The sequence below is a fragment of the Phytohalomonas tamaricis genome (assembly GCF_003012345.1).
Taxonomy (GTDB): Bacteria; Pseudomonadota; Gammaproteobacteria; order Pseudomonadales; family Halomonadaceae; genus Phytohalomonas; species Phytohalomonas tamaricis.
This window is the reverse complement of sequence record NZ_PVRV01000021.1, coordinates 228,109-241,389: the sequence shown is the minus strand read 5'-3', so window position 1 is coordinate 241,389 and position 13,281 is coordinate 228,109. Positions and strand designations below refer to the sequence as shown.

The window sequence follows — 13,281 nt, the reverse complement described above, 5'->3', positions numbered from 1 at the left end:
TAATAGGAGAGTTTCGTGCCTGAAAGAAGACAATGCAAAAGCGTAATGTGCATCTTCCACTGATACTCAGGAGCGACTTGCATGTCTGCCGGCAAACTCTTACTCATCACAGGCGTCAGCAGCGGCTTTGGCCGGGCGCTGGCACAGGAAGCGCTTGCTGCCGGCCATCACGTGGTTGGCACGGTACGCAGCGAACAGGCCAGACAAGCGTTCGAAAGGCTCGATCCAGCGAAAGCGGTGGGCCGGGTGCTCGATGTGACCGACTTCGATGCCATCGACGACGTCGTATCTGACACCGAAGCGAACGTCGGCGCGATCGATGTTCTCGTCAACAACGCCGGCTACGGCCACGAAGGGATTATGGAGGAATCCCCGTTGGTCGAGATGCGTCGGCAGTTCGACGTGAACGTATTCGGCGCGGTTGCCGTGACGAAGGCCGTGTTGCCCTACATGCGCGCACGCCGGCGCGGACACATCCTCAATATCACGTCGATGGGGGGCTTCATCACCATGCCGGGCATTGGCTATTACTGCGGCAGCAAGTTTGCGCTGGAAGGAATCTCCGAGGTGCTCGGCAAGGAAGTGAAGCCGTTCAATATCCACGTCACTGCCGTGGCGCCCGGCTCGTTTCGCACCGACTGGGCCGGCCGTTCGATGTCCCGCACACCGCGCTCGATTTCCGACTACGACGCGCTGTTCGATCCGATTCGCCGTGCCCGCGAGGAGAAAAGCGGTCAGCAACTTGGCGATCCGGCCAAGGCCGCCCGCGCGATGCTGACCGTCATCGACAGCGAGACGCCGCCGGCACATCTGCTGCTGGGAAGCGACGCGCTGACGCTGGTACGTGAAAAGCTGTCAGCGATGGCCGAAGAGATCCAGACATGGGAAACGCTCACGCGCTCGACCGACGGCTGATGGCCCAGCGCATTCCCGCGAACTCCGGCACCGGGTTCGGCATCGGCGACATCCACAGGATGTCGCCGAATCTCAACTTTCGCGCAGCATCTGTTCGAGCATCGCGGCATTGGGATCGTCCGGCCGACTGACGATGGCATAGTTGTAGTTGCCCTTCGACCAGTACTGAGCCATGAGCTTGCCGTCGATTCGCTTGCCCGGCTCCAGCATGTGGTTGCCGGCGCCCGGCGGGCGGATGTACATCATCATCTGGCGTCCGGTCTGATCGCGGTAGACCACCATCGCGGCAGGTCCTTGCTCCGTGGCGAGCAGCCGGGCATCGGTCATCTCCAGGCCGGCGGCGCTGAGATCGGGCGGCATGACCCCATCGCTGAAATGGGTCTGAAATAACCTGGCGATTCGTTCCTGATCGTCGCTGGTCGGCTCAGGGGGCGTGGTATCACTCGCAGCGACGATATTTTTCCCGTCGATAGCCGTGTTCCCGTCGAACGAGATGCTGTCGGTGAACAGGCGGTAGGCCTGAACGGCGTCCGCCATCGGCGGGGGCGAAGTCGGGCTCATCATGTCGTGGACCTTCCAACCGCCGGTCAGACCGATGCCCAGGGCCATGACCAGCATGGCTGCCGTCGCCAGCCAGCGCTGGTGAGTGGTTCGCCGGCGGCGACGGATCGCGGCCGGGTCGAGCGATGAGTTGGCCGGCCACTGTTCCGGGTTGGCATAACGTGCACGCAGGTGCTGTGCATCCTTGCGCCATTTTTCGAGCTCCGCCGCCTGCTCCGGATTGGCCTGGAGCCAGGTTTCGACCCACTGCCGGCGTTCGGCATCCAAGTGATCATCGAGATAGGCGTGCAGATCCTGCTCGGAGGGATGACGTGGATTCATTTGAGTCTCCTGAGTGACGGTGACGAGTGCTTTTCGTGCGATGTGCCTTCGTCCAGATCGCGCAGAGATCGGCGTGCTCGGGACAATCGCGACATCACCGTACCTATCGGAATATTCAGTGTTTCGCTCACTTCGCGGTAGCTCAGCCCCTCCACCGAGACGAGCATGAGCAGGGCGCGATGTTCGGGAGGAAGTCGATCGAACGCCTCCCAGGTGGCATTGGCCACGACGATATCTTCCGTCGAGGCGCTGGTCTGAGGATCGCTGGTGAATAGCTGCATGAGCCGCGCGTAGCGTCCGGCGCGACGTCGACCATCGATGAACTGTCGATACAGGATCGAAAACAGCCAGGCGCGTAGATCGCCATCGGGACGGCGACGCTGCCAGTGGCCGATCGCTTTTTCCATCGTCGACTGCACCAGGTCATCGGCATCGTTGGGGTTCTGAGTCAGCGACAGGGCGAAGCGCCGTAGACGCGGCAGAACTTCGCGCAGTTGATCGTCATCAGGTGGGTTCATGGGTGGTCCAGCGTATCGAAGGACGTCGCTGTAAGACGAACCGGCTGAAATTCTATTCCCTTCTGTCTGCAAGGGAATCGCAATCTTTCGGCGGTGGAATTCGACGGGCGGGAATAAAGCACTGGCAGCGTCGTCCTACTCGCTCCATTCAGGCCACGTTCCCTGGAGCAGACATGACCCAGAATTCTTCCCCGCCACCGAAACTGATACTTCGGTTCACGATTATTGAGGTCAGCCGCCATGGTCTCGACGGCGCGACCGTTCTCGTTGGAGATGGCATTGGCGAGATCGACGAGGCGCTGCCGGTTTCTTGCCACGAGGATCAGGTCATAGCCTCTCTCTGCCAGCCGCTTGGCGTAGACGGCGCCGATAACTGACGATGCTCCCGTGATGAGTGCGGTTCCCTGTCCAATCGAAGTGGTCATCTTTTTGTCTCCCGCAGCGCGGTCAATGTCGGTTTCATGACTTTATGCGGCGCGGCCGTGCCGAGAAATGACATATTCACGGCGATTTCGGACATCGAGAGAGGAGGCGGGGATGCAGAGGATCGGTTTTTGATTACATATGATTTCCAGATCGTTTTCAGACTTGTCCCTTCTATGGGTCCAACGGATATGAAGAAAATGACGTTGGAGAAATTTCCACTTGAGCACCAGTGTTTCTACCTGGCCATGCGCTGGGAATATCAGGCGGTTGCTAGCTCTTGACCGCAGAAAATCAAAGGACCGGGATCGCTCCCAGCCCTTCACCGTTTGGCCCTTGGCCGTGATGGGTATTTACTGTAGGTGCACCTTAAGCTCTTCACCGGCCTGGCGCATCGCCGCCTGCACTTCGGGAATGTCACTTAAGGGGTTGAGCAGGCCGTAGTCATGAATCATGCCCTCGTAGCGCACTGCGGTAACCGGCACGCCGGCAGCGTTGAGCCTGGCCGCGTAAGCCTCACCTTCGTCACGAAGCACATCGTTGCCGGCAGTCTGGACCAGCGCCGGGGGTAAGCCCTTGAGCTGATCAAGGCTGGCGCGCAGCGGCGAGGCGTGAATGTTGGCGCGCTGCTCGGGGTCGGTGGTGTAGCTGTCCCAGAACCACTCCATCATCGGCTTGGTCAGGAAGTAGCCCTGCGCAAACTGATTATAAGAAGCGGTATCGAAGCTGGCATCCGTCACCGGCCACAGCAGCGCCTGGTAGCGCAACTGCGGAGTACCATTCTCCTTCGCCATCAGACTGACGACGGCAGCCATGTTGCCGCCGACGCTGTTGCCGGCCACTGCCAGCCGTGAGCCGTCGACATTGATCTCATTGCCGTGCTCGGCGACCCAGCGGGTGGCGCGGTAGGCCTGGGTAATCGCCACCGGATAGTGCGCTTCAGGAGAAGGCGTGTAGTCGACATAGACCGCTACCGCACCGGAGTTGACCACCAGGTCATGAATCAGCCGCTCGTGGGTAGGGAAGTCGCCCAGCACCCAGCCGCCGCCGTGGAAGAACATGAAGGCCGGCAGATGGCCCTCGGCGTGTTCGGGGCGGACGATCTTGAGATTGATCCTCTCGCCATCGACCGTGATTGCCTTTGATTCCACCGTGACGCCGGAAAGATCGACCTTGACCGAAGACTGCGCACCGGCCAACACGGCGCGGGCTTCTTTGGGCGAAAGTTGCTCAATCGGTTTGCCACCGCTGGCGGCGAGCTGATCGAGAAACGTTTGGGTATTGCGTTCGATATAGCCGTTGTCGGCGGCAAACGCGCCGCTGGCGGCGATGGCGAGGGCGATACCGGCAAGAGGCTTATGGATCGTTTTCATTGTGAAACTCCTTCGTTCTCAGGCTTTCTCAGGGGTGAGAGGTCGCCGTCGCGTCATGCGCCGCGGTCGGCCTCAGTGCAGACTCGGTTCAGACATGTACTTCCAGAGTGACGTCGATGTTGCCGCGGGTGGCGTTGGAGTAGGGGCAGACCACATGGGCCTTGTCGACCAGCGCCTGGGCCTGCTCGCGGGCCAGGCCGGGCAGGAAGATGCTCAGTGCCACCTCGATGGCGAAGCCGGTCGGGACCTGGCCGATGCCGACGCTGCCTTCGACGCGGACGTTGGGCGGCAGCTTGACCCTCTCCTGAGCCGCGACGAATTTCAGCGCGCCGAGGAAGCATGCCGAGTAGCCGGCCGCGAATAACTGCTCGGGGTTGGTGCCTGTACCGCCAGCACCGCCGAGTTCACGTGGCGTGGTGAGGCGCACGTCGAGCTGATCGTCGGAGGAGACGGCACGGCCGTCACGACCGCCGGTGGCCTGAGCGTGGGCGCGGTAGAGAACGTTTTCGATGGTCATGATGTAACTCCTTGCTGTGTGGTGGGTGATTCTTTGTTAAGTAGCTGGCGATTAAATAGCGCACTACTTAATTGGTTAAAAAATTTAGCGCCTCATCGGCTACGGCTTATGTTGCTGCCGTATTCTTCCTTCTTCGCTGAGCGGCGCCGACTAATCGACAGCGCTGTTCAACCGATTGCGTAGCCTCAGCAACTCGTCATGCAGCGACTGAAGTTCCTGTGGCGTACACTGGCTGGCACAGGTCACTGCCTCAGGTAAGGCTGCTGCACGCCGGCGCAGCTCGCGCCCCGCGTCCGTCAGAGCAACCTCGACCTGACGCTCGTCCTGCCGGGCACGTTGGCGGGTCAGAAGTCCCGCTGTTTCCAAACGCTTGAGCAGCGGTGTCAGAGTCGCCGAGTCGAGAAACAGCTGCTCGCCGATCTCCGATACCGTTTGGCGGTCACGCTGCCACAGTACCAGCATCACCAGATACTGCGGATAGGTAAGATTCAGCTCACGCAACAACTTGCGGTAGAGCTTATTCATCGCCAGGCCCGTGGAGTACAGCGCGAAGCAGAGCTGAGCCTCTACGGCAGGCGGTGAATCAGTAGTGTTCTGGGTATGCTGGTCTGTAGTGTTCATGCAGACAATACTAGGTAGTGCGCGATTTAATTGCAAGCTATTTTAACCCTTAATTTATGACTTTCTCGTCAAGCCATGAACCAGACATGCTCCAGCCGGTAATGACGCGAATCTTAAGCTATTTGAGGGTACAGCTAGGTCTCTCAACATCTCAGACTCGGGAACTGGCAGCGGGGCGTTGAGCTGGTCGTCTCATTCTTAGGATAGACAGCATGGAAAATTCGCTGAGCCGACCTCGCTTAGCTTTCTACGACCTCGCTTAGCTTTCTAAGAGTGGTGTAGTTGTTTAATAAAACCGGACACTCATATAGATGGTACCCTTGCCACCCTTAACGAGGTATCTGATGACCAGAAAGCGACGTTCTTTCACACCGGAGTTCAAGCAGGAAGCAACCTGCCTGGTGCTGGACCAAGGCTATTCCATCACTGAAACTAGCCGCTCGCTCGGCGTAGTGGAAAGCGTCCTGTGACGCTGGCTAAAGCAGCTTGCCGAGGAGTGTGACGGTATCTCGCCCACATCCAAGGCACTGACGCCGGAGCAACAGCGGATACAGGAACTGGAAGCCCGGATTCATCGCCTGGAGAGGGAAAAGATGATATTAAAAAAGGCTACTGCTCTCTTGATGTCGGAAGAACTGAATCGTACGCGCTGATAGAACAGTTAAGCGAGCAGGAGCCGGTAGAAATGGTCTGTGAGGCGTTTGGCGTATTTTGTTCCTGTGACTATGAATACCGCCTCAAACGTTCATGCATCAACGTTGAGCGGTTAACGCTCAGGGCTGCCGTGAACCGGCTATTTACACAGAGCCGCAGTTCGGCAGGTAGCCGCATGATCACTGCAATGCTCAATGACGAGGGCATTACAATCGGTCGCTTTAAGGTTCGCCGTCTCATGCAGAAACTGAGGCTGGTATGTAAGCAACCAGGCCCCACGCTTACAGGCAGACCACCATTGAGCGCCCGGATATTCCGAACTGCCTGGGTCGTGAGTTCACAATCAACGGGCCCAACCAGGTCTGGTGCGGCGACATTACCTACGTTCGGGCCGGGCAATGCTGGAGTTACTTGGCGGTGGTTCTGGATCTTTGCGCTCGTCGGGTAATCGATTGGGCATTATCGACACGGCCCAATGCCGAGTTGGTGATTAGTGCGCTGGATCATTCTAAGAGCAGCGAGGAAGGCCTACTGGGCTGTTGTTTCACTCTGACCAGGGCAGTCAATACGCCAGCCGTTTGTTCCGCCAGCGATTATGGCGCTATCGAATGAGGCGGAGGAGCATGAGCCGGCGTAGCAACTGTTGGGATAATGCGCCCATGGAGCGCCTGTTTCGAAGCCTGAAGATCGAATGGGTTCCTCCCTTGGGCTATCCGAGCATTCACGATGCCAGAAAGGACATCGGTGAGTACTTGGTAGGCTACTACAACCGGCAGTGGTCTCATATGTTCAATCAGGGAGTCCCGCCTGTGTTGGCCGAAGCGAATCTTAAATTACTGCCCGGGATCAGTTGACCACTACACTCTTATGTAGTTAACAATGAGCGCGCCAACATCACATTTAGGATGGGCGAAGGCCAGCAAAATTCATCAGCAGATTGTCCAATTTGCCATACCGTTACCGAGGTTAGAGCGGTCACCATTCACCTCACCGATGCTCGGCACCAGGTTGACGAGGTCTCCCTCGGCGCGATTGAACTCCGGGCTGGTTGCCTCGCAGTTAGAACGCCCGCCATCTTGCCAGCACTGCAGTGCACGTCCGAAATCATAAGCCGGCATGATGTGCTCCCATTCGATCCGGCTGGCCCGTGCTTCCTGCTTGCGTACCTGATAGTCACAGTCCGCCAGATCGGGGCCATAAGTGCAGCCGCAATAAAACGTGTTCTGGTGATCGGCATAGATTTGTGTCGCAATCTTTTTTTGCGGCACTGAATGAACTCGGAGGCTCAGCAAGAACGGGTAAGGCAATGAGTGAAAGCAGGATCAATGTGAAACGGTACATAAGGACCACAGTAAAAAGAGGTACATAATAACGAAACCATGCTTTCTGACTACACTCGGTGTATGTGTGGAAGGTACATATTCTTCACCCCGTTCCATGTTTGGCACCCTGGACCCGATGTCAAAGTTAGTCCATACAAAGCGGTACATTGAACGGGTCATGCGATAAGCCGTGGCCTAGATCTGGTTCGTAGAAGTGCACGTTGTTTGACATGTGTCTTGCGCCCTAAGGCTTGGTGAAATGCCGAAATACGAAGAAAAGAAGGACAGCCGCATGTCATTAGGCACCGCCAATGCCATCTTTAAACATGACATTGTCCGCTAGGTTTTTACTCCGGGACAGCTGATACTTGCAGCCATGCGTATGCGTCCGGTGCATATCCTGATTGGTAAAACCTCATATCCTGAGACTGCTGCGGGTACCATCGCAGCGGTCCCACTCCATCGCACCTAAAATGTTTAAACACTGATCGAGCTCCGACTTCATGGATCAATGAGTCGGCATAGTGAGCTGTTAATTCTCTTACGGATACCGCTGGGTGATGGTCTTCACCAGGATAAACGTAAGCTATCAGTGTCTTGCATATAAACAGACCAAACAGAGAATGCTTTCAACTATCAAAGCTATGAAATGTCATCCGCATCGGAACGTTGATGCCCGCCGTGCTGGGCTGAATTAGCTCACAGTATTGGTGTGCAATATCATCGCCAGGGCCTTCTCACGTATGCACGCTGTAATCTGCCTCAAAGACAGTGCTTATCACACCGTTTTCTTCGTATTTCGTATTCACCTCTCCTAGGTTCTGTCTGAAAGTCCAGCCCGCATGAAGCGGTCGATGCTGCCAGCGCCACCATGGCCCTGAAACTGCTGGCCAGCCTGTCATAACGGGTCTTTAACCGACACTTTTTCTTCAGCCAGCCAAACCGCCGCTCCATTACGCTGGCGATATTTCGGCCGGTCGAACTGATGTGGAGGCTTCGGGCGTGGACGTCGATGTATGCAGCGTCGGGGAATAATCGGGCGCATACCGTGACGAGCACAATAGCGTCGTGACGTATCGCTACCATAATCCCTCCCAGCCGTGACATATCGACTGCGCTTGGGCGGAGGGTGACCCAGACGGTCCGGCAATCAGCCTTCTCCAGCAACACAATGAAATGGATTGATTTGGCGCGTTGGCTCACTGAATGTTCATAAAAAAACAATAGCTTATATTAATCTGCCATGCAGAAAGACAGTTATTATGTATAAATGTGTATGGATTTATGGCAGTTGTTTTTGTCATTCATATAAATCAATGAGTTAAATATGCTCGTCACTGTTGTTTAAAACAAATGCCATGGATTTTGGTCAAGAACGTTATATCCATTAGTATTTACTTAAATAGTGGGCTTTGTCTGAAAATTCAGCTCGCATGCAGCGCTCGGTGCAGGCCAGTGTCACCATGGCCCTGTGATCGAGCGCGGTAATCGCGTACTGAGGCTAACCCCGCTGGACAGAAATTCTTTGATTAGGCGCGTGCAATCCTTCTACGGGCAGAAGAGGCCATTACTGCCACGGTAGATGTCGCGGTAGGGAGAACAGGCGTTCTGCGTCTGGGCTATGCTTTTCGCGAATTAGGTAGGAGACGGCATGCGACATAACGGTATTGAACGCGTGAGCGTGTTCATCCAATATCAAAGCGTGCTGTCGCATTCCTATTAGCATTAATATATTCCAAAAACTAACTGGATGGTCGGAGAAAAATGAATAAGGCGAGAAATATTTCTAATTTGATAGGGCGTGCTATTTATGGGCTAATCAGCTTGGGTTTGGTAATTATCAGCCTCACAATGATGGGCGTTGCCCTATGGGATATATGGATCTCGATACACGAAAGAACCTTGCTTATCGCAGCCCTTCTTAATGCCATCGGCTTGATCGTGATTGGAATGGCTGTCTTTGATGTGTCCAAGTTCTTTTTAGAGGAAGAAGTTTTTAGCAGCAGCGCTACAAAGTCGCCCGCAAAACAGAGAGAGGCTTTATTAAAATTTTTTGTCATAATTGCCATTGCCATAAGTCTGGAATCCCTGGTCTTCGTGTTTAAAGCCGGGACAGAGGATATTACTACGCTGATCTACCCCACTTTCTTGTTGATTTCAGCTATTTTGGTGGTAGTCGGTCTTGGTGTATATCAGAGGTTGACTCGTGACGATGACAAATAGGCGAAAATGCAAACCGGCTATTCGTCTTTTCTTGTAGACTTGCCTGATTCAGTAGAAGGCCACCAAGCCTGTGCGATGTACCACAAGCTGAGGCGGCTTACGGGTGTGGTCTCGAAGAGTAATGGTCTATCTTACGAACCATTGTCGTCTCTGCTTGCCTTTTTATCGCTAACGTCGCGTAGGTCCTCGAAGGGGGTATGTGTCTGAGTAGACAATCCCGTAGCAAGCGCGGCCGTAAATTACCTAGACAACGATTTCAAAACCTGCCGTTAGCGATAGGGCGTTAGCCCAACTCTCGCACCGCACCACTTCCAACCAGTGGCCTAATTTCTTGGGGACTCAGACCGTAAGCGATCTGCTTCAAACATCGATGCATGGTTGCGGATTGGTTGCTGATTGCGCGTAACAAAAGTAACGGGTGTGAGAGGTGGATAAGAATAACCCATTGTTTTATCTAGGAAGCCGCATTGCAGGCGCGGCCCTCAATGTTAACGAATTGCACTCATAATCCCTTGGTCGTAGGCTCGAGTCCTACTGGACCCACCAGCCAAAACAATCACTTAGTAAGCATGGCCTGGAGTAGCATTTCCCGCTAGAGGGTTGTACAGGGAGCTGTTAGTACAATTCTTAATGTACTGGTTCCAACTTCTCAATTGCTTTCTCGAACGTTGCCTTTCTTCATCCCCGCACGCCCGGAGAGTACTCGGTCGGCGGCGGAACGTGTATTTTGCCCACCAGTTGTAAAGCGTTTTGGGGCTTATGCCGATGATGCGAGAGTCTTCCCCAATCCGAATGATTTGATTCTCACCATGGCGCATGGCTCAGCCTCCGTAATACCTGGCGCCGCCGGTACCATGTCCTCTGTTTTCCAATCCCCGATTTTTTCTACCTTCGAGCTTGTTGCCCAGCCACGGCTTCTTTCACGCCAGGCGTATTCCATAAGCGATTGCGATCTGATTCATAACCTTCTCCACAAAAAAGCCCGCACGAGGCGGGCAGGGCTTTGGGATGAGTCATCGCGATGATCTGAAAGGGTTCTGTTTGGGGCAGTAAACGATTAAATCGGTATTGCTATGTCTGGAGGAGAGGGCAAAGGCATCCAGTGAGTGAACGCAAATTGCGCTCCGTTCCTATGTATCTGCTGGTTTGCGGAGTCTATTGTTAAGACGCTGCATTCTATGCCGTCATATACCAATACTGTGACTCCCTCTGGTGGTACCGCTGTAGATACGGGAGTCCATTTGATTTTACTAATCCATACATGCCCGATAGAAAGCCGTTTTTTGAATAGAAAGAAAAGGACGATCCCCGCGATAGGCGTCATGACTAATAATGCCAGTAAGAATTCCCTCACTATGCCTCCTTGCTAATGCGCTTAATGATAGTGGAGAACAATATTTCTTTCCTGAATGCGCGACGAGCTATAGAGGGAGTAACGTAAAACGCTCACACTATGGCGGCTGTTTTTACAGTTGAGGCAATCTTAGTGCGGGCAAAACCCTTTCAGATCGCTACCAGATAGCGCTGGTGGCCCCGCTAATTTTGATCGGTACAGACCCCGATCCGGTCATCCAACTATGCCCCCTCGTGGTGACCCTACGGAGCGCATTGGAACCAAATTGTTAATGCGACCAAGGCGTCGCGTGCCGCTTGTGCAACGCGTGGCTCCTTGATCGTTTGCCCCATGTCCTTCAGGGCATCCTCTATCGTCTCTAGCCCTGCTATTGTCATCTCCTTGCGCGAGGTATGTGATGTCTTCCCGACGCTTGCAGCGGCTGTGTACGGAGTTACTGCGCACGCCATCAAAATGGCTAGTGAGCGTAGTCACGATGAGGCAGATGCAAAGCGCTTGAAGGAATCCTTTGGAGATTGCGATAGCGACGAGATGGGCGAGACTCTACATCTCTGATGCTAGCTGAATACAACATATTGTAGTTTTGTCCGGAGACTATACTGTTCAGCTAAGCTTGTGATTCTTGCGCCTCCGCCAATTAGGTGACAGGACATCTTCATATGACACAAACAAAAAAGACCCAGCGTCCACGCTGAGCCTTGAAAGTCTTACAGTCAGACAGCTTGCTGAATGTGCCTCTGTCCTTGAGGTAAGCTGACCAATCCTTGGTCAGCGCCATATGTTCAGTAGCGGCGGTCTTATGAGTTCACCCTACGCCAAATACTTATACATAGCGATGCATTTATGGTGTCGATATGTAAGCTGTTCTGCTTAGTCCGTTTCGCCATCCCTGCCTTGTTGATTCCCCTTTGTACCCCGGGTCAGGGCGATTCCTTCTCTCAGTAACTCCTTATGCTTCATATCTCACCCAACGATGTCGGTGGCGTGAACGTGTGCTCGTTTCTCGATCTCATCTCGTGGTCCGAAGGTACAGCGCCTGGCCCGCATCCGCTCACGCGTGACAATGGCTATGACGCATTCGTGACCGGCTCGGACGGCCCCGAGGTGTTCTAGACTACAGTGCGTACCCGTTCAGCCGTGACCATTTGCCCAGGCATATAAGCGGTTCACTCTATTCCCGTTATCAGTACATGCGTCACGACGACTGGGTGCACTGCTGCGATCAGCTCAGCTTGCCTGACTTAGGACCGCGGTCACTATCCCTGATGAGGACCTCCCAGCTCGACTACTGTTTTATATACAGTAGTCGACAAGGGTAGGCTCGATTGAGGTGGTGTAAGCCCACGAAACGCTTAGCGTTTTTGATTCTCGCCCAGCGGTGTTAGAAAGTGCAATTTAGATGATATTTACTGTATGTATCGTTGATAGAGTAAAGCCCCGGTATGCCGATTTTCTTGTTGTTCATCAAATTGTCTCGTATGTTGAGTGTTAGCGCATCACAGCTAATAGGGGTTCGAACAGATTGCCGCTGGGGTTAAAAAGAGAGAGACTTGCTTGATTACGAAAATATCAAATGCAGGTATCAGTCGGGTATGAGCGGTTTTGAAATAATCGCAGTGGTTGTTTTCATCGCCACAGTTTTAAGAAAAAACCTCAGAAACACTCAAACGGGCTCGTTCAGCAGCCATACAATAACAAGTATCAAGCGCCTTCAAAGGCCAAGAGAAAAAAGGAACTCTAAGAATCTCAGCTTGAACGCATTGCCTCCGTTTCATTTTCAACCAAGATGCTCATGAACAAGGGCGAGTACCAAGCGTTTATAGCCGCTAGGGAAGCAGTCACTATTGTTCGCCAGGGACACAGCGTTTTTTCACAAGTCAGTTTGGGTGAAATACTAAGCACTAACAATAAAGATGCTTTTCGCAGCATCAATAGTAAGCGGGTCGATTTACTCATAACATTGGATAATAGGCCACTCAAGCTGCGTATAAGATCCATAGTTGATGCCAGAAATAGTATTACCCGTTTTCTTAAATCATCGGTCAAGAGAACTATCAGGTTCTTAGGCGATACAACGGGGCAGCTGCTATGTAGCTTCCGACCATTGTGAAATGGAGGCTTCTTCGACTCTAGGCTATTATGATAGGCGTCCTGTAACGCGTCGCTGCTGCTAAATACTGGCAGTGTCTATCAGTCTCTGCCCTTTTTGGCATCTGCCTTCTTTTCAAGATGACGGCAAAGTGAAGATGTCATTGGAAAAAGTCATGCGCTGGGCCTATCGAATCTGTGCCTTACCATAGACCTAGTTTCATTACCCTGGGAATAGCGCAGTAACTGAGTACTATCCTCGGCAAAACAACCTCGACAATGCCATTAACTGGATGCGAGGTGCCCGCCCCTGATCAAAAACTTCACCGATTCGCTTCAGGCTCTGAAAGTGTATGGAAGAGACGTCAAAGAACCCATGCGCCACAGCATC

Annotated in this window: 12 protein-coding genes and 1 pseudogene; 5 read left to right on the top strand and 8 right to left on the bottom strand. The window is 53.7% G+C overall.

Annotated features, from left to right (window positions below):
* Positions 1–81 precede the first annotated feature (81 nt).
* Complete coding sequence (locus C3Z11_RS10830) at positions 82–915, top strand: oxidoreductase (RefSeq protein WP_106477966.1); 834 nt, start codon at positions 82–84, stop codon at positions 913–915.
* A gap of 72 nt (positions 916–987) precedes the next feature.
* Here the strand turns inward: C3Z11_RS10830 and C3Z11_RS10825 are convergent, their stop codons facing one another.
* From C3Z11_RS10825 to C3Z11_RS10795, 6 genes are all read right to left on the bottom strand, one after another.
* Positions 988–1,797, bottom strand: coding sequence for an anti-sigma factor family protein (locus C3Z11_RS10825; RefSeq protein ID WP_106477965.1), 810 nt, complete (start codon positions 1,795–1,797; stop codon positions 988–990).
* Complete coding sequence (locus C3Z11_RS10820; RefSeq protein ID WP_106477964.1) at positions 1,794–2,315, bottom strand: RNA polymerase sigma factor; 522 nt, start codon at positions 2,313–2,315, stop codon at positions 1,794–1,796. Before C3Z11_RS10820 ends, C3Z11_RS10825 begins: the two co-directional genes overlap by 4 nt.
* Positions 2,312–2,740 (bottom strand): SDR family NAD(P)-dependent oxidoreductase, encoded by a 429-nt coding sequence (locus tag C3Z11_RS10815; RefSeq protein WP_106477963.1) that lies wholly within the window; start codon positions 2,738–2,740, stop codon positions 2,312–2,314. Before C3Z11_RS10815 ends, C3Z11_RS10820 begins: the two co-directional genes overlap by 4 nt.
* A gap of 351 nt (positions 2,741–3,091) precedes the next feature.
* Entirely contained in the window at positions 3,092–4,111 is a 1,020-nt protein-coding gene (locus C3Z11_RS10805; protein WP_106477961.1) for an alpha/beta hydrolase, read from the bottom strand.
* An 88-nt stretch (positions 4,112–4,199) separates the two neighbouring features.
* Complete coding sequence (locus C3Z11_RS10800) at positions 4,200–4,628, bottom strand: organic hydroperoxide resistance protein (protein WP_106477960.1); 429 nt, start codon at positions 4,626–4,628, stop codon at positions 4,200–4,202.
* Between the two features lie 150 nt (positions 4,629–4,778).
* Positions 4,779–5,249, bottom strand: a complete 471-nt coding sequence (locus tag C3Z11_RS10795; protein ID WP_106477959.1) for a MarR family winged helix-turn-helix transcriptional regulator — start codon at positions 5,247–5,249, stop codon at positions 4,779–4,781.
* 344 nt (positions 5,250–5,593) lie between these two features.
* Between C3Z11_RS10795 and C3Z11_RS10790 the strand changes: the two are divergent.
* Positions 5,594–6,757, top strand: a pseudogene (locus C3Z11_RS10790) (IS3 family transposase).
* Positions 6,758–6,832: 75 nt separating this feature from the next.
* On the opposite strand, the gene C3Z11_RS10785 reads toward C3Z11_RS10790, so the two are convergent.
* A complete protein-coding gene (locus C3Z11_RS10785; RefSeq protein WP_317450668.1) occupies positions 6,833–7,171 on the bottom strand; it encodes an endonuclease in 339 nt (112 codons plus the stop codon).
* A gap of 1,818 nt (positions 7,172–8,989) precedes the next feature.
* Here C3Z11_RS10785 and C3Z11_RS17105 point away from each other — a divergent pair.
* Positions 8,990–9,448, top strand: coding sequence for a general glycosylation pathway protein (locus C3Z11_RS17105; protein WP_262927360.1), 459 nt, complete (start codon positions 8,990–8,992; stop codon positions 9,446–9,448).
* A gap of 1,057 nt (positions 9,449–10,505) precedes the next feature.
* On the opposite strand, the gene C3Z11_RS17310 is transcribed toward C3Z11_RS17105, so the two are convergent.
* Positions 10,506–10,772 carry a DUF551 domain-containing protein gene (locus C3Z11_RS17310; RefSeq protein WP_394810209.1) on the bottom strand — a complete coding sequence of 89 codons (267 nt, stop codon included), beginning with the start codon at positions 10,770–10,772 and terminating at the stop codon, positions 10,506–10,508.
* A gap of 981 nt (positions 10,773–11,753) precedes the next feature.
* On the opposite strand from C3Z11_RS17310, the gene C3Z11_RS16855 reads away from it, so the two are divergent.
* The gene (locus C3Z11_RS16855) at positions 11,754–11,915 is read left to right on the top strand and encodes a lysozyme family protein (RefSeq protein WP_158701006.1); all 162 of its coding nucleotides are present in this window, start codon (positions 11,754–11,756) and stop codon (positions 11,913–11,915) included.
* Positions 11,916–12,588: 673 nt separating this feature from the next.
* On the top strand, positions 12,589–12,912 hold the full coding sequence (locus tag C3Z11_RS17305) for a DUF2726 domain-containing protein (protein ID WP_106477956.1): 324 nt from the start codon (positions 12,589–12,591) through the stop codon (positions 12,910–12,912).
* The last annotated feature ends 369 nt before the right edge of the window (positions 12,913–13,281 follow it).